A 16,078-nucleotide genomic window follows, 5' to 3' on the forward strand; every position below is an offset into this window, starting at 1 on the left:
GTCTCGCGCCTCAGGCGCAGGCGGGGCGGGCGCGGGCCAGCAGCGCGGTGGTCCGCGGCCCGACCCCGAGCGCGAGCGCCTGCTCGAGCTCGGCGGGGGTGTCGACGTCCCGGCGCAGCCGGGTCAGCCCGAGGCCGACGGCGCGGGCCCCGTCGCGCCGGTGCGCGAGCGCCGACCCCGGCCCGAACCGCGGGTGCAGCTCCCCGGCCGACCGGGCGGCGAGGAGCACCGTCCCGGTGCCCTCGGCGTCCAGCACGGTCGCCTGGCGACCGCGCGCGAGCACCGGTGCGGCCTCGGCCAGGGCAGCGGCCAGCTCGTCCGGGCGCACGCAGGGGACGTCGGCCAGCAGGACGGCGACGGGGCCGCCACCGCCGGTGGCCCCCAGCGCGGCGAGGCCGTCGGCCAGGGCGGGGAGCAGGCCGCTGCCCGGGCCGCTCTCCGGCACCACGACCGCCCCGAGGGCCGCCAGGCGCTCGCCGCGGCCGACGTCGGAGCACACGACGTGCACCGAGGCGACCGCCGGGCAGGCCAGCGCGCCCTCGACGCTGTCGAGGGCGATCGCCTCCGGCAGGCCCGGCACGCGCTGCAGCACGGCCCCGAGCCGGCTCTTCGCGCCCAGCCCGCCCTTGACGGGCATCACCAGGCGCCACCCGGGAGCAGCGTCGACCACCCCGCGATCCTGCCAGGGCCGGGGCCCCACCACCCGTCCCCACCCGCCCGCACCCGTCCGCGGCCGAGCCGCGCCCTGCGCCTGCAGAGCACCCGCAGAGCACCTGCCGAGCAGCCGGGGGGCCGTCCCACTAGCCTGACCGCCCGTGGCACTGGTGCAGCGCGGGCTCGGTCTCCCGCTCGGAACGGCGGCCGTCGTGGTCCGCGGCGTGCTCCGCTCGGTCTCTCGGCCGAGCTGGCGCGGTCTGGAGCACCTGCCCGACGGCGGCTGCGTCATCGCGGCCAACCACGTCTCCTGGCTCGACCCGGTGACCCTGGCCGACGTGCTGGTGGCCTCCGGCCCCGTCCCCCGCATCCTCGCCAAGGAGAGCCTCTTCCGGGTGCCGCTGCTGGGAGCCCTGCTGCGCGTCATGCGCGGGGTGCCGGTGCACCGCGGCGGTGGTGACGCGGGCCGCGCCCTGCAGAGCGCCGCCGAGGCCGTCGAGGCCGGTGACCGGGTCGTGATCTTCACCGACGGCACGCTGACCAAGGACCCCGAGGGCTGGCCGATGGTCGGCAAGACCGGCGCCGCGCGCCTGGCCCTGACCACGGGTGCGCCGGTCGTGCCGCTGGCGCAGTGGGGGCCCCAGCAGCTGCTGCCGCGCACGGGCCGCCCCAAGCCGTGGCCGCGCCCGCGGATGCAGGTGCTCGTGGGCCCGCCCGTCGACCTGTCGGCGTTCCGCGGCCGCCCGCTCACCCAGACGGTGCTGCGCGAGGCGACCGAGGTCGTCGTCGACGCCGTCGCCCAGCAGCTGTCCGAGCTCCGGGGCCTCCCGGTGCCGCCCCGGTGGGACCCGCGCACGCAGTCCCGCCGTCCCGCGGCGGCGCCCGCCGCCGCGCGTCCCGAGGTCGAGGGGACCCCGTGAGCACCCCCGTCACCAGCCAGCAGCCCGACGGCGCCCCCGAGCCCGCCGGCCGCCGCGTCGCCGTCCTCGGCGCCGGCAGCTGGGGCACCACGTTCGCGCAGCTCGTGGCCGACGCCGACCCGCGCGCCCGCGTGGTGGTGTGGGGCCGCGACCCGGTCGTGGTGGAGGAGATCGCGTCGTCGTCGGCCAACTCGGCCTACCTGCCCGGCCTGCGGCTGCCCGCCGGGGTCACGGCGACCACCGACCTCGCCGAGGCCCTGCGCGACGTCGACGACGTGGTGCTGGCGGTCCCCGTCCAGCGGCTGCGCGGCGTGCTCACCACGGCGCTGCCCCACCTCGAGGCCGGGGCGCGGCGCTCGGGCCGGGTGCCCGTCTTCGTCAGCCTGCTCAAGGGGCTCGAGGTCGACACCCACCTGCGCGTGAGCCAGCTGGTCGAGGAGGTGCTGGCGCCCGTCGCGGACGCCGGCTCGGGCGGCGCCGGCGGTCCGGTGCCCTACGCCGTCGTCTCCGGACCCAACCTGGCGCGCGAGATCGCCGAGCGCCGCCCGTGCGCCACGGTGGTCGCCTCGACCGACCCCGAGGTCGCCGACCGCACCGCGGCCCTGTGCGCCACCGACTACTTCCGGCCCTTCACCACGGTCGACGTCATCGGGGTCGAGGTCGCCGGTGCGGCCAAGAACCTGCTCGCGGTCGGCGTCGGCCTCGCCGAGGGCCTGGGGCTGGGCGACAACGCCAAGGCGTCCGTCATCGCCCTCGGCCTCGCCGAGGTGACCCGCCTGGTCGTCGCGCTCGGGGGGGCGGCCTCCACCGTGGCCGGGCTGGCCGGGGCGGGCGACGCGTTCGCCACCTGCGCCTCGACCCTGTCGCGCAACCACCGGCTCGGGGTCGGGCTCTCCCAGGGCCGGCCGCTGGCGGACGTGCTCGCCACCCTCGGCGGCACCGCGGAGGCCGTGGGCACCGCGCGCTCCATCAGCGCGATGGCCGACGACGCCGGCGTGGCGATGGGCGTGGTGGAGCAGGTGGCCGCCGTGCTCGTCGAGGGCCGCGACCCCCGTGACGCCGCGCTGCACCTGCTCTCCCAGCCGCTGCGCGACGAGCGGCTGCGCCGGGCCTGACGCCGGCCGGTCGGTCAGCCGGCTGCGCCGGGGAGCACCACGCGGACCTGCGCCCCGCCGAGGGCGGGGTCGCTCGCCAGCGACAGCCGGCCGCCGTGGTCGCTGACGACGGCGGCGACGATCGCGAGCCCCAGGCCCGCGCCACCGCCCGAGCGGGTGCGGGCCGCGTCGCCCCGGGTGAAGCGCTCGGTGGCGGTGGCGGCGAGCTCCGGGGGGAAGCCCCGGCCGTCGTCGGCCACCACGAGCTCCACCGAGCCCGGGGCGGCCAGAGCGGTGCGCACCTGCACCCGCGAGGCCCCGGCGGCCTCGGCGTTCGCCACGAGGTTGGTGAGCAGGCGGCCGAGCGCGCGCTCGTCGCCGTCGACCACCACCTCCGGACCGCTGACCTCGACCACGACGGGGTGCGCGGCCGCCAGCCGGGGGGCCTCCCGCTGCGCGAGCGCCCCCAGGGCCACGGGCGCCCGGTGCCCGCCGCCGTGCTCGGCGGAGGCCAGCACCAGCAGGTCCTGGGCGAGGTGCTCGAGGCGCTCCGCCTCGCCGAGGGCGGCCTGCAGCGACTCGACCGCGTCCTCGGGCAGGCGGTCACCGAGCCGCAGCGCGAGCTCGAGCTCGCCGCGGAGCACCGCGATGGGCGTGCGCAGCTCGTGGGCGGCGTCGTCGACGAACTCGCGCTCGCGCCGCACCGCCACCTCGAGGCGGTCGAGCATCCGGTTCAGGGTGCGGGCGAGGACGGCCACCTCGTCGGTCCCCGGCGGCTGGGGGAGCCGCTGGCCGACGTCGGCGGGGGAGATCTGCGCGGCGCGGCGGGTGAGCGAGGCCACCGGCCGCAGCGCCGCGCCCGCGAGCAGCCACCCGGCCAGGCCCAGGCTGGCCACCAGCAGGGGGGCACCCGCGAGGAAGAGCAGCACCAGCCGCGCCTCGGCCTCGTCGAGCTCGCGCATGCGGGTGCCCACCACGAGCACGGACCCCTCGCCGGGCACGGAGACGGCGGTGGCCTGCCACCGCACGCGCCCCTGCCCGCGGACCTCCAGGCTGCCGCTGGCCGAGCCGGACGCCCGCGCCTGCGCGAGGTCGGCCGCCGGGAGGAAGGCCGCCTCCGAGGGGCGCCCACCGGGGGAGTCCGCCGGTGCGGTCGCGGCCGCCCCGGAGCTGCCGGGCTGCGCCTCGCGGTCCAGGGAGCGGGCGTCCTGCGAGGCCTCCACGAGGTCGTCGCGGGCGTCGACCAGCTCCGCGAGCCCGTCCTGGCGGACGACCCCGACGTCGCCGCGTCCGAGGGCCTGCTGGAGCACCGAGGTGCGCGTGGCCAGCGCGGAGTCGACGGCGGCGTCGAACTGGCGGTCGGTGGCCAGCGCCAGCAGCCCGACGGCCGCGGCGATGACGACGGCGACCGCGGCGGCGAACAGCACCGCCAGGCGGGCCCGCAGCGCGGCGGGGAGGAGCTTCACGACGCGCCGGGGCCGGTTCACCGCTTCGTCATCCTGCACGGGGCACTCTCTTCCCAGACCCTGCATGACAGGGCGTTCAGCGACCTCCCAGGAAAGGAGGTGCGGGACGCCTCCCCGGGAGCCCGGGGCCACCGAGAGGACACCATGACACCGCGTCAGCGCGAGCGGGTGCCCTCGTGAGGGTGCTCGTCGTCGAGGACGACGGCGCCATGGCCCGCCTGCTGCGGCGGGCGCTGGCCTCCGAGGGGTACGCGGTCGACGTCGTCGGCAACGGGACCGACGCGCTGTGGTCGGGCACCGAGAACGACTACGACGTCGTGGTCCTCGACGCGATGATCCCGGCCCCCGACGGCTTCGAGGTGGCCCGCCAGCTGCGCGAGCGCGGCCGCTGGGCCCCCGTGCTCATGCTGACCGCCCGCGGCGACGTCTCCGACCGGGTGCGCGGCCTCGACGCCGGCGCCGACGACTACCTCACCAAGCCCTTCGCCCTCGACGAGCTCTTCGCCCGCGTCCGGTCCCTGGTGCGCCGCGGCGCCGTGCCGCGTCCCGCGGTGATGCGCGTCGGCGACCTCCTGCTCGACCCCAGCAGCCGCCGCGTCGAGCGCGGCGGCGTGCCGGTCGACCTGACCAGCAAGGAGTTCGCCCTGCTCGCGGAGTTCATGCGCCACCCGGGCCGCGTGCTGTCGCGGGCGCACCTCATCGACCACGTCTGGGACTCCGCCTACGACGGCGCCTCGAACGTCGTCGAGGTCCACGTCCGCCGGCTCCGGGAGAAGGTCGACCGCCCCTTCGGCGTCGAGACCATCCGCACCTCGCGCGGCGCCGGGTACCTGCTCCACGCCGACGGCGAGCTCGGCGCCGCTGACGGGCACGAGGAGACCGCGCCGTGAGCGGCCGCAGCACCGCCCTGCGGGCCGCCGGCGCGCTCGCGGCCGCCGCTGCGGTCGGTCACGCGGGCCCCGCCGTCCTGGGCCGCGGCGGCTGGCGCCGGCACGCCGCCCCCGGCCTGCTGGGCGTCGGCGCCCCCGGCGGCGTGGCGCTCACCTTCGACGACGGGCCCCACCCCGAGGGGACCCCCGCCGTCCGGCGGGCCCTGGACGACCTCGGCGTCCGCGCCACCTTCTTCGTGCTCGGCAGCCAGGTGCGCCGCCACCCCGGCGCCGTCGCCTCCCTGCTCGCCGACGGCCACGAGGTGGCCCTGCACGGGTTCGAGCACCGCAACCACCTCTCCCGCACCGCGCCGGCCCTCACCGCCGACCTGCGCCGGGCCCGCGCCGCCGTGCTGGCCGACGCCGTGGCCGCCGACGTCGGCCAGGAGCCCCACGAGGTGGCCCGCTGGCTGCGCTTCACGCGGCCGCCCTACGGCGCCGTCTCCGGCGGCACCCTGTGGGCCGCCCACCGCCTGGGGCTGCGTCCGGTGCTCTGGACGGCGTGGGGCCGCGACTGGCTCGCCCGCGCCCCCGACCAGGTGGCCGGCACCGTGCTGGCCGACCTGCTGCGCGACGCCCCCGGTCCGACCGGGGGCGGCGGCACCGTGCTCCTGCACGACTCCGACTGCACCTCGGTGCCCGGCTCGTGGCGCGCCACGGCCGCCGCGCTGCCCCGCATCGTCGAGGCCGTCCGCGAGCGCGGCTGGGAGGTCCGGCGCCTGGCCGAGCACCTCGACGGCGCCCGCCCGTCCAGCGCTCCGGCGACCGACGGGGACCGCAGCCCGAGCGCTCCGACCACCGGCGGGGGAGACCGGTGAGGCCCGACATCGCCCTGGCGCTCGCGTCGGCGGCGTGCTTCGCGGCCTCCACCGTGGCCCAGCACCGCGCCGCCGTCCAGCACGGCACGACCACGTCCGTCGACGGCTCGACCGGCTCCCGCGGCCCCTTCGCGCTGCTGGCGCGGCTGGTGCGCAGCCCCCTGTGGCTCGTGGGGCTCGTCCTCGCCGTGGCGGCCCTCGCGCTGCAGGCCCTGGCCCTGCACAGCGGCGCGCTCGTCGTCGTGCAGCCGATCCTGCTGCTGGGCCTGCTGCTCGCCCTGCCGATCTCCGACGCCCTCGCGCGCCGCCGGCCGCGGCGGGCCGAGCTGCTCGCCGCGCTCGCCGTCCTCGTGGGCCTGGGCCTGTTCCTCTTCGCCGCGGACCCCGACCTCGGCCGCCGGCTGGCCCCGCCCGGGGAGCTGTACTGGGCCGCGGGCGGCTGGACGGCGGCGGCGCTGCTGGCGGCGGTCCTCGGCGAGACCGTGCTGCGGCGCTGGAAGGCGCTGCTGCTCGGGCTGTCCGGAGGGGCGCTCATCGGGGTCTCCAGCGCCCTGCTGAAGCAGGTCGTCGGGCTGGTCGACCGCGACCCGGCCTCCGCGCTGCTCGACCCGGCCACCCTGGGCGCCGTGGTGACCGGCGTGCTGGGCCTCGTGGCCACGCAGGCGGGGTACGCCGCCGGGGTCCTGTCGGCCTCCCAGCCCGCCCACTCCATCGCCGAGCCGGCGGTGGCCGCGGCGATCGGGGCCACCGCGTTCGCCGAGCACCTCGCCACGGGCGCGCTGCCGGTGGCCGGGCAGGTGGCCGGGGCGCTGCTCATGGCGGCCGGGGTCATCGCCATCGCCCTGGTGGTGCCCGACCTCGACCACCCGACCTCCCCCGGCGACGGCCCGCGGCTGCAGGGGGTGGGCTGATGCTCCCGGTCGTCCTCGCCCTGTGCGCCGCGGCGTTCTTCGCCTCCTCGACGGTCGTGCAGCACCGCTCGGCCGCCACGGCCCCCGCGGGCAGCGCCACCGGCGTCCGCCTCGTGCTCGTGCTGCTGCGCCAGCCCCTGTGGCTGGCCGGCCTGGCGCTCGGGCTGGTCGGGGGCGGGCTGCAGGCCCTGGCGGTCTCCCAGGGCGCCCTGCTGGTGGTCCAGCCGCTGCTCGTCACGGGCCTGCTGATCGCGCTGCCGCTGTCGGTGGTCCTGGAGCACCGCCGTCCGGCCCGGGCCGAGTGGGGCTGGGCGGTGGCCGTCGTCGCCGGGCTGGCCCTCTTCCTCACCGCGGCCCGTCCGGGCAGCGGCGCGGACACCGCCGTCGAGGGCGCCCTGAAGACGGGCGTGCTCGTCGCGGTCGGCACGTCGGCGCTGGCCGCCGGCCTGTCGACGGCGCGCGGCGGCCGGTACCGGGCGCTGCTCCTCGGCCTGGGCGGGGGCTGCGCCCTGGGCGCGGCCGGCGGGCTGCTCAAGGAGGTGACCGGGCGCCTGGACACCGGCGGCCTCGCGGCCGCGCTGTCCTGGCCGCTGCTGGCCCTCGCCCTGGTCGGTGCGACCGGCGTCGTGCTGAACCAGTCGAGCTACCGCGTGGGCGTCCTGACGGCCTCCCAGCCCGCCATCACCATCGCCGAGCCGGTGACCGCGGCGAGCCTCGGCGCCTGGGCCTTCGGCGAGCGCCTCTCGGACCACCCGCTCGCGCTCGTGCTGCAGGTCCTCGGGCTGGCCCTCATGGTCACCGCCGTCATCCAGCTGTCCCGGCTCACCGCCGGCGAGGACCCCACGGGCGCCGACGCCCCCACCGCCGGCGCCACCGCCGGCGCCACCGCCGGCCCCCACGACCCCACCGACTCGAGAGCAGCGGTCGGACGACCCCCTGAGGAGGAGCTGTGCTGAAGCCCGAGGGACGTGGACCCGGAGCACCGGCCGACGCCGCGGAGGAGCCCGCGCCCTGGGCCAGCGTGCTCGTCGTGTCGGGCAGCGTCGGCGCGGGCCACGACGGCGCCGCGCACGAGCTCGCGCGCCGCCTGCGCGCGCTCGGCGTGCACGTCGACGTCGAGGACCACCTCAGCGCGCTCGTCCCCGGTGCGGCGCTCTTCCTGCGGCAGGGCTACACCCAGAGCGTCGGCCGGGTCCCGGCCCTGTTCGAGTGGCTCTTCGGCGTCCTGGAGGACTCCCCGTTCTGGCGCTTCCTGCTGGCGCTGCTGTGCCGCACCAGCGGCCGGCGGATGCTCCGCTGGGCGCGCCGCCGCCCCTACTCCCTCGTGGTGTCGACCTACCCCCTGGCCAGCCAGGAGCTGGGCCGGCTGCGCGAGGCCGGGCGCCTGCGCGTGCCCGTCGTGACCTACCTGTGCGACCCGGCCGCCCACCGCTCCTGGATCCACTCCGGCGTCGACCACCACTGGACCGTCACCGGGGCCACGGCCCGCCAGGGCCTGCGCGACTACGGCGTGCCGATGACGGCCGTCGGCCCGCTGGTGCCCGAGCGCTTCACGCAGGTCCCCGCCGCGCGGGGCGCCGAGCTGCGCCGCGAGCTGGGCATCGACCCGTCCCGCAAGGTGGCGCTGCTGGTCGCCGGGTCCCTCGGCCTGGGCGACGTCGAGGAGAGCGCCGCGCGCGTGGGGGAGGCCGGACTGGTGCCCATGGTCCTGTGCGGCCGCAACGAGGACCTGCGCGCCCGCGTGGCCGCCGTCCCCGGCGCCGTCGCCCTGGGGTGGCGCAGCGACGTGCACGAGCTGCTCAGCGTCGCCGACGTCCTGGTGCAGAACGCCGGTGGCCTCTCCTACACGGAGGCGCTCGTGGCGGGCCTGCCCGCCGTCAGCTACAGGTGCATCCCGGGGCACGGACGCGCGAACGCCGCCGTGCTCGAGGGCGCGCGGCTGGCCCCGTGGGCCCGCACCGACGCCGAGCTGGCCCCGGCGCTGCGCACCGCGCTGGCCCGCGGCCGGCAGCGCCCGGACCTCGGCTGCCCCGCCGAGGCCGTGCTCGGCCTGCTCGTCCCCTCCGACAGCGCGCTGTCGACGGCCGACCTGATCGACCTCACCGCTCCCCGTCGGCGCGACCGCGTGCTCGCCCCCCTGCGCGCCACGCGGCCGCTGCGCCCCGGCCGGGTGGCCCGCGCCGCGCTCGTGTCGGCGCTGCTCGCCCCGGTGCTGGCGCGGCGCAGCGGCTGACGCACCGGCCCCGGTGGGCGGGGCCCGGACGGCGCGTCCGGGCCCCGCCCCGCCTCAGCGCTGGGAGGCGGTGAGGGCGGCGTCGAGGTCGGCCCAGAGGTCCTCGACACCCTCGACGCCGACCGACAGGCGCAGCAGCTCCTCCGGGACCACCACCGGCTCCAGCGGGTGCCGGCGGCGCCGCTCGACGAGCGACTCCACCCCGCCGAGGCTCGTGGCCGGCAGCCACAGGCGCACGCCGTCCTGCACGGCCGTGGCGGCGGCGGCCCCGCCGCGCACCTCGACGGAGACGACCGACCCGAAGCCCCGCATCTGGGCCTTCGCGCGCTCGTGGCCCGGGTCCGACGGCAGCGACGGGTGGCGCACCCTCGCGACCGCCGCGTGGGTGCTCAGGCGGCGGGCCAGCTCGGCGGCGCTGGCCTGGGAGCGCTCCACGCGCAGGTGCAGCGTGCGCACGCCGCGCAGCGCCAGCCAGGCCTCGAAGGGGCCGGGGATGCTCCCGGCGAGGGTGCGGTGGCGGGTCAGCTCCGCGAGCAGCTCCGGGTCGCGGGCGACCACGGCGCCCAGCACGACGTCGGAGTGCCCGGCGAGGTACTTCGTCACCGAGTGGACGACGACGTCGGCGCCGAGCTCCAGCGGCTGCTGCACCAGCGGCGTGGCGAAGGTGTTGTCGACGGCGGTGCGCACCCCGGCGGCGCGGGCGGCGGCGCACAGCGCGGGCAGGTCGGCCACCTCCAGCAGCGGGTTGGTGGGCGACTCCAGCCACAGCAGGTCTCCTGGGGAGGTGCCCTCCAGGGCGGCCTCGACGGCGGCGGTGTCGGCGGGCTGCACGCGGCGCTGGCGCAGGCGGCCCTTCGCCTCCAGGTGGTCGAGCAGCCCCAGGGTGGTGTTGTAGGCGCCCTCGGGGGCGATGACCAGGCCCCCGACCGGCACCTGCTCGAGCACCGCGCTGACCGCCGCCATGCCGGAGGCGAAGGCCCGCGCCCCGCCGCCGGAGGCCGGCTGCGCGGCCTCCAGGAGGGCGAGCACCTCCTCCAGCGCCTCCCAGGTGGGGTTGGCGAAGCGCGCGTACCCGCGGGCCCCCGGCGCGGTGCTGGCCACGAAGGTGGACGTCAGCTCCAGCGCGGGGTTCACGGGGGCGTCGGGGGTGCGGGGCGGCCGGCCGGCCGCCACGGCCAGCGTCTCGGGGGACCAGGAGGAGTCGTCGTGCACGGTCCGACGGTAGGGCGGGGGTGCGACGCCCGGCGGGCTAGGGTCGCAGACCGTGGCAGAACCCTCCTCCGGTCGCCGTCCGCGGGTCGCCGTCGTCTTCGGCGGCCGCTCCAGCGAGCACGCCATCAGCTGCGCCACCGCCGCCGGGGTGCTCGCGGCCCTCGACCGCTCGCAGTGGGACGTGGTGCCCGTCGGCATCACCCCCACCGGCCGGTGGGTCCTCGCCTCCGACGACCCGGCCCGCTGGGCCCTGCCCGAGAGCGGCCCGCTGCCCGAGGTCGGCCGCGACGAGGGCCCCGGCGTCCTGGTGCCGGTCGCCACCGACGACCGCGCCCTGCAGGCCAGCGAGCCGGGGCACCCCCTGCGCGAGCTGGGTGACGTCGACGTCGTCCTGCCGCTGCTGCACGGGCCCTACGGCGAGGACGGCACGCTCCAGGGGATGCTCGAGCTGGGCGACGTCCGCTACGCCGGCTCGGGGGTGCTCGCGTCGGCGCTGTCGATGGACAAGGCGTTCACCCGCACCGTCCTCGCGGCCGCCGGCCTCCCGGTCGGCGCGTGGACCACGCTGCTGCCGGGGCAGTGGGAGCACGACCGCGCCACCTGCGAGGAGCGCGTGGCCGCGCTCGGGTGGCCCGTCTTCGTGAAGCCCGCGCGCGCCGGGTCGAGCATGGGGGTCTCGCGCGTCGACGGCCCCGAGGGACTGGCCGCCGCCGTCGAGCTCGCCGCGTCCCACGACCCCAAGGTGGTCGTCGAGGCCGCCGCCGAGTCTCCTCGCGAGGTCGAGGTCGGAGTGCTGGAGGAGCTCGTCGAGGGCGCTGGCGGAGTGCGCGCGGTGCCCCGGGCGTCGGTGTGCGGCGAGATCGTCGTCGGCGCCGGGCGCGCGTTCTACGACTTCGAGGCGAAGTACCTCGACAGCGGCGCCGTGCGCCTCGACTGCCCGGCCGACCTGCCCGACGACGTCGCCCAGCGGGCCCGCGAGCTGGCGCTGCAGGTGTTCACGGCGGTGGGCGCCGAGGGCCTGGCGCGGGTCGACCTCTTCCTCACACCCAGCGGAGAGCTGCTCGTCAACGAGGTGAACACGATGCCGGGCTTCACCGCGTCGTCGATGTTCCCGCGGCTGTGGGCCTCCACGGGTCTGGACTACCCCGCCCTGCTCGACAGGGTGCTGCGCCTGGCGCTGGCCAGGCCCACCGGCCTGCGCTGAGGCCGCTCAGGAGCAGGTGCGGTCCTGGGGGAGCAGGGCGACGGCGGGCCCCACGTCCAGCGGCGCCGAGCTGGTGACCGCCTCGTCGGCGGGCATCACGAGGGCCACCGCGGGGGTGCGGCCGTAGGTGGTCCAGGTGACGCGCCCGTCGTGCGGCTCTGCGGGGATCCAGTCGACCTGGGCGCCGGCGTCCCCCACGGCCTGGCAGCCACCGGCGGTCTGGAGGGCGTCGAGCGGCTCCACGCCGCAGCGCAGCACCACGACCTCGCCGCCCGCGCCGCCCGACCACGCAGCGGCCCCCTGGGCGGTGGTCTCGCGGCGGTCGAGCCCGGCGACGCCGTCGGGCAGGGCGGTGTAGACCTCGGCGCAGGCCTTCGACCACCCCTGGGGGGCGGCCTCGACGGCGACGGCGCGGGAGCACCCGGACAGCGCCGGGGCCAGGGCGAGGGACACCAGGGCGGCGGCGGGTGCGAGCGCGCGGCGGCGGGGGAGCACGCCCCCATCCAGCCACACGCGTCCGCCCGGGGTCACTCGCGCATCACGGTGCAGGTGACGGTCCTCACGATGCCCGGCACCACGGAGATCCTCCCGACCACGAGGGCGCCGAGGTCGTCGAGGGGACGGGTCCCCACGTGCACGACGACGTCGTAGGGCCCGGTGACGGCGTGGGCGGACAGCACGCCGTCGAGGTCGCCGAGCTGCCGGGCGACCTGGTCGGCACGGCCGACCTCGGTCTGCACCAGCACGTAGGCCTCGACCACGCCCACACCTCCGCTCGGGGACGGACGACAGCGCTCGGACCCGGGGCGAGGGCAGCGCTGCCCGTCCAGGTCACGAAAACGTAACGACCTCACCACGGTACCGTCCGCCTGTGGTGAGCGGGCGTCCTGGCGGCGACTCCGTGGGTCGGGCCGGCGAGGCGCGCGTGCTCGCCCGCCTCCTGCCCCTCCTCGGTGCCGGCCCCGCTGCGCTGCTGGGCCCCGGTGACGACGCCGCCGTCGTCGCCGCCCCCGACCGCCGCGTCGTCGCGACGACCGACCTGCTCGTGGAGGGCCGCGACTTCCGCACCGACTGGTCCTCCGGGTCCGACGTCGGCGCCAAGGCCGCCGTGCAGAACCTCGCCGACGTCGCCGCGATGGGCGCGGTGCCCACCGGGCTCCTGCTCACCCTCGGCGCTCCGCCGGAGACGCCCGTGGCCTGGCTGGAGGACCTCGCCCGCGGGGTCGCGGCGGCCTGCGAGGTGCACGGCACCGGCGTCGTCGGCGGAGACCTCTCCGGCGCCTCGGAGCTGCTGGTCTCCATCACGGCCCTCGGCGACCTCCAGGGCCGCGCCCCCGTGCTGCGCAGCGGCGCCCGCCCCGGTGACGTGCTGGCGCTCGCCGGGTCCGTGGGGCGCTCGGCGGCCGGGCTCGCGCTGCTGCTCGCCGGGGGGCCCGAGCTGGCCTCGCGCACGGCCCCGGAGCTGCTCGCCGCGCACCGCACCCCCGACCCGCCGCTCGCGGCCGGGCCCGCCGCGGCGCTGGCGGGGGCGACGGCGATGCTCGACGTCAGCGACGGCCTGGGCGTCGACGGCGCGCGCCTGGCCGCGGCCTCACGGGTGCACCTCGACCTCGACGCGAGCTGGGAGGACGAGCACGTCCTCGACCTGCTGCACGCCGCCCGCGCCCTGGTGGGCCTGCGCGAGGAGCAGGGTCCGGCGCGGTCGTGGGTGCGCGGCGGCGGGGAGGACCACGCCCTGCTGGCGACCTTCCCGCCGGAGGTGGCGCGGGCCGGGCTGCCGGCGCCCTTCGTGGTGATCGGCCACGTGCTGCCCGAGCGCACCGGCTGGCCCGCGGTGACCATCGGCGGCAACGAGCAGGTCAGGGGCGGCTGGGACGTCTACGCCTGACGCGCCCGGCCCGCTGCGACCGGGCTGCGGCACGGGCTGCGGAGGGGCCCGGACGCAGCAGCGCCCGCCGGGCCGGAGCCGGGCGGGCGCTGCTGGAGGACGCTGGTGTCAGCGGGTGACCTTGCCGGCCTTCAGGCAGGAGGTGCACACGTTGACGCGCTTGGGCGTGACGCCGTTGACCATGGTGCGCACGCGCTGGATGTTCGGGTCGAAGCGGCGCTTGGTGCGGCGGTGGGAGTGGGAGATGGCGTGGCCGAACCCAGGGCCCTTGCCGCAGACGTCGCAGGTGGCAGCCACAGCTCTACTCCAGTGCTCTCGACAGATGATCTCGTGGGCCGGGTCGGGACTAGGCAGCACGACACTGCGCAGGACCCGGCGATCGCCCAAGACTAGCCGAGGCTCGAGGCTGCTGACGACACCGGCGGTCTGTCGGTGCTCCCTGGCAGGCTGGCGCGCGTGTCCCGCCTGTCGACACCCCTGACCCGCGAGCTGGGGGAGCGCACCGCCAAGGTCATCGCCGAGACGCACGGCGCGACCACCGTCGGAGAGCTCGTCCACCTCTTCCCGCGCCGCTACTACCGCCGCGGCGAGCTGACGCGCCTGGGCCAGCTGGTCGAGGGCGAGGACGCCACCGTCGTCGCCGAGGTGGTGCGCACCAGCACCCGGCCGCTGCGCCAGCGCGGCGGGATGATGGTCGAGGTGGTCGTCACCGACGGCGAGAGCGAGCTGTCGCTGGCCTTCTTCGGGCGCACCAACCAGGTCGGCTACCACCAGAGCCGCCTGAAGTGGGGCCGCGTGGCGATGTTCTCCGGCAAGGTCAACACCTACCGCGACCGGCTGCAGCTGGTGCACCCCGACTACGAGCTGCTCCCCGGAGACCTCGACACGGTGATGGCCACCGACGAGGACGCGCTGCGCGCCCGCGCCGACGAGGTCGTCGTGGTCTACCCGGCCTTCAAGAAGCTCCCCAGCTGGAAGACGCAGAAGGCCGTCGCCACCGTGCTGGACACGCTCGTCCCCGAGGACGTGCCCGACGTCCTGCCCTCCGGCGTGCGCGAGCTGGAGCAGGTGCCGAGCAAGCTCGACGCCCTGCTCCTGCTGCACCGCCCCACCGACCTCGAGCAGCCGCCCAGGGGCCTGCGCCACTTCGAGCTCGAGGAGGCCTACGTCACGCAGGTCGCCCTGGCCCGCCGGCGCGCGGCCCTCGCCGTCCTGCCCGCCAGCCCCTACCCGCCCCGCGAGGGCGGCGCGCTCTCGGCCTTCGACGCCTCGCTGCCGTTCACCCTCACCGAGGGCCAGCGCGACGTCGGCGCGGCGCTGACCGCCGACCTGTCGCGCACCTCCCCGATGAACCGGCTGCTGCAGGGCGAGGTCGGCTCCGGCAAGACGGTCGTGGCCCTGCGGGCGATGCTCCAGGTGGTCGACGCCGGCGCCCAGTGCGCGCTGCTCGCGCCCACCGAGGTGCTCGCCCAGCAGCACGTCCGCTCCCTGACCCGGATGCTGGGCGACCTCGCCGCCGACGGCCTGCTCGGCGGGCCCGCCGGCAGCGGCCCGCAGGTGCAGGTGCGCCTCCTCACGGGGTCGATGTCGACGGCGGAGCGCCGCGCGGCCCTGCTCGACGTCGCCAGCGGCGACGCGGGGATCGTCATCGGCACCCACGCGCTCCTGCAGGACCGGGTCGACTTCTACGACCTGGGCCTCGTCGTGGTCGACGAGCAGCACCGCTTCGGCGTGGAGCAGCGCGACGCCCTGCGCGCCAAGTCGGGCACCCCGCCGCACGTGCTGGTCATGACGGCCACGCCCATCCCGCGCACGGTGGCGATGACCGTCTTCGGAGACCTCGAGGTCTCCACCCTCACCGAGCTGCCCGCCGGCCGGCAGGGCATCACCACGGCCGTCGTCCCCGACTGGCGCGCCAACTACGTCGACAGGTGCTGGCAGCGCGTGCGCGAGGCCGCCGACGCGGGCCACCAGGTCTACGTCGTGTGCCCCCGCATCGGTGACGGGTCCGCGGAGGACGACGACGGCGTGCTGTCGGCCCCCGACCCCGGGGAGGAGCTCGGTCGGCACCCCACCGACCCGGGCGACCCCGACGGCCCCGGCGGTCCGCCCGGCGACCCGCGCCGCCCCCCGCGGGCCCTGTACGAGGTGCTCGAGGAGCTGCGCGCCCGCCCCGAGCTGGCGGGCCTGCGCCTGGGCGTGCTCCACGGGCGCCTGCGCCCCGACGACAAGGACGCCGCCATGCGCGCCTTCGCCGCCGGCGAGACCGACGTGCTGGTGGCCACCACCGTCGTGGAGGTCGGGGTCGACGTGCCCGGCGCCACCGTCATGGTCGTCGTCGACGCCGAGCGCTTCGGCCTGTCGCAGCTGCACCAGCTCCGCGGCCGCGTCGGGCGGGGGGCCCACGCCGGGCTGTGCCTGCTCATGACCGGCGCCCAGGACGGCGACCCGGGCCTGGAGCGGCTCACGCAGTTCGCCGCCACGTCCGACGGGTTCGCCGTGGCCGACCTCGACCTGGCCTCCCGGCGCGAGGGCGACGTGCTCGGCGCGGCGCAGTCGGGCCGCAACAACTCCTCGCTGCGCTACCTCAAGGTCCTCGGCAACGAGGACCTCATCACCCGCGCCCGCCGCTACGCCTCCGACCTGGTCGCCTTCGACCCCGAGCTCACCGACGCCCCGCGGGTGCGCGCCGCGCTGGAGGCGCTGGAGGCCAAGGAGGCCTTCGTCGAGCGCGGCTGACGCTCCTGCG

Annotated in this window: 16 protein-coding genes; 10 read left to right on the forward strand and 6 right to left on the reverse strand. The window is 77.8% G+C overall.

Going from position 1 to position 16,078, the window contains the following annotated elements:
- Positions 1 to 10: 10 nt before the first annotated feature.
- Positions 11 to 670 (reverse strand): 2-phospho-L-lactate guanylyltransferase, encoded by a 660-nt coding sequence (gene cofC, locus F1641_RS02390; protein ID WP_206690401.1) that lies wholly within the window; start codon positions 668 to 670, stop codon positions 11 to 13.
- Positions 671 to 815: 145 nt separating this feature from the next.
- Between cofC and F1641_RS02395 the strand changes: the two genes are divergently transcribed.
- A complete protein-coding gene (locus F1641_RS02395) occupies positions 816 to 1,574 on the forward strand; it encodes a 1-acyl-sn-glycerol-3-phosphate acyltransferase (protein WP_194902850.1) in 759 nt (252 codons plus the stop codon).
- Positions 1,571 to 2,689, forward strand: coding sequence for an NAD(P)H-dependent glycerol-3-phosphate dehydrogenase (locus F1641_RS02400; protein ID WP_194902851.1), 1,119 nt, complete (start codon positions 1,571 to 1,573; stop codon positions 2,687 to 2,689). The genes F1641_RS02395 and F1641_RS02400 overlap by 4 nt, the downstream gene beginning before the upstream one ends.
- Positions 2,690 to 2,703: 14 nt before the next feature.
- Here F1641_RS02400 and F1641_RS22795 read toward each other — a convergent pair whose 3' ends face one another.
- Positions 2,704 to 4,155 carry an ATP-binding protein gene (locus F1641_RS22795; protein ID WP_194902852.1) on the reverse strand — a complete coding sequence of 484 codons (1,452 nt, stop codon included), beginning with the start codon at positions 4,153 to 4,155 and terminating at the stop codon, positions 2,704 to 2,706.
- Between the two features lie 155 nt (positions 4,156 to 4,310).
- Between F1641_RS22795 and F1641_RS22800 the strand changes: the two genes are divergently transcribed.
- Genes F1641_RS22800 through F1641_RS02430 form a run of 5 tightly spaced genes read left to right on the forward strand, consistent with a single transcriptional unit; the run spans position 4,311 to position 9,025 of the window.
- Positions 4,311 to 5,024 carry a response regulator transcription factor gene (locus F1641_RS22800; RefSeq protein WP_194902853.1) on the forward strand — a complete coding sequence of 238 codons (714 nt, stop codon included), beginning with the start codon at positions 4,311 to 4,313 and terminating at the stop codon, positions 5,022 to 5,024.
- A complete protein-coding gene (locus tag F1641_RS02415) occupies positions 5,021 to 5,881 on the forward strand; it encodes a polysaccharide deacetylase family protein (protein WP_194902854.1) in 861 nt (286 codons plus the stop codon). Before F1641_RS22800 ends, F1641_RS02415 begins: the two co-directional genes overlap by 4 nt.
- On the forward strand, positions 5,878 to 6,792 hold the full coding sequence (locus tag F1641_RS02420) for a DMT family transporter (protein ID WP_194902855.1): 915 nt from the start codon (positions 5,878 to 5,880) through the stop codon (positions 6,790 to 6,792). Before F1641_RS02415 ends, F1641_RS02420 begins: the two co-directional genes overlap by 4 nt.
- Positions 6,792 to 7,748 carry a DMT family transporter gene (locus tag F1641_RS02425; RefSeq protein WP_194902856.1) on the forward strand — a complete coding sequence of 319 codons (957 nt, stop codon included), beginning with the start codon at positions 6,792 to 6,794 and terminating at the stop codon, positions 7,746 to 7,748. The genes F1641_RS02420 and F1641_RS02425 overlap by 1 nt, the downstream gene beginning before the upstream one ends.
- Positions 7,742 to 9,025, forward strand: coding sequence for a hypothetical protein (locus F1641_RS02430; protein ID WP_194902857.1), 1,284 nt, complete (start codon positions 7,742 to 7,744; stop codon positions 9,023 to 9,025). The genes F1641_RS02425 and F1641_RS02430 overlap by 7 nt, the downstream gene beginning before the upstream one ends.
- A 54-nt stretch (positions 9,026 to 9,079) precedes the next feature.
- Here the strand turns inward: F1641_RS02430 and F1641_RS02435 are convergent, their stop codons facing one another.
- Positions 9,080 to 10,237, reverse strand: coding sequence for an aminotransferase class I/II-fold pyridoxal phosphate-dependent enzyme (locus tag F1641_RS02435; RefSeq protein ID WP_309225324.1), 1,158 nt, complete (start codon positions 10,235 to 10,237; stop codon positions 9,080 to 9,082).
- Positions 10,238 to 10,289: 52 nt separating this feature from the next.
- Here F1641_RS02435 and F1641_RS02440 point away from each other — a divergent pair, with 52 nt between their 5' ends.
- On the forward strand, positions 10,290 to 11,441 hold the full coding sequence (locus tag F1641_RS02440) for a D-alanine--D-alanine ligase family protein (protein WP_194902859.1): 1,152 nt from the start codon (positions 10,290 to 10,292) through the stop codon (positions 11,439 to 11,441).
- A gap of 6 nt (positions 11,442 to 11,447) precedes the next feature.
- Here F1641_RS02440 and F1641_RS02445 read toward each other — a convergent pair whose 3' ends face one another.
- Together F1641_RS02445 and F1641_RS02450 are read right to left on the reverse strand one after the other, a co-directional pair.
- Entirely contained in the window at positions 11,448 to 11,936 is a 489-nt protein-coding gene (locus tag F1641_RS02445; protein WP_194902860.1) for a DUF3515 family protein, read from the reverse strand.
- Between the two features lie 32 nt (positions 11,937 to 11,968).
- Positions 11,969 to 12,202: an Lrp/AsnC family transcriptional regulator gene (locus F1641_RS02450; RefSeq protein ID WP_194902861.1), complete on the reverse strand. Its 234-nt coding sequence runs from the start codon at positions 12,200 to 12,202 to the stop codon at positions 11,969 to 11,971.
- Between the two features lie 113 nt (positions 12,203 to 12,315).
- Between F1641_RS02450 and F1641_RS02455 the strand changes: the two genes are divergently transcribed.
- The gene (locus F1641_RS02455; protein ID WP_309225325.1) at positions 12,316 to 13,329 is read left to right on the forward strand and encodes a thiamine-phosphate kinase; all 1,014 of its coding nucleotides are present in this window, start codon (positions 12,316 to 12,318) and stop codon (positions 13,327 to 13,329) included.
- 108 nt (positions 13,330 to 13,437) lie between these two features.
- Here F1641_RS02455 and rpmB read toward each other — a convergent pair whose 3' ends face one another.
- On the reverse strand, positions 13,438 to 13,626 hold the full coding sequence (rpmB, locus tag F1641_RS02460; RefSeq protein ID WP_194902862.1) for a 50S ribosomal protein L28: 189 nt from the start codon (positions 13,624 to 13,626) through the stop codon (positions 13,438 to 13,440).
- Between the two features lie 159 nt (positions 13,627 to 13,785).
- Here rpmB and F1641_RS02465 point away from each other — a divergent pair, with 159 nt between their 5' ends.
- Entirely contained in the window at positions 13,786 to 16,068 is a 2,283-nt protein-coding gene (locus F1641_RS02465) for an ATP-dependent DNA helicase RecG (RefSeq protein ID WP_219729466.1), read from the forward strand.
- Positions 16,069 to 16,078 lie beyond the last annotated feature (10 nt).

It is taken from the genome of Quadrisphaera sp. INWT6 (assembly GCF_015390235.1).
In the GTDB taxonomy this organism is placed as follows: domain Bacteria; phylum Actinomycetota; class Actinomycetes; order Actinomycetales; family Quadrisphaeraceae; genus Quadrisphaera.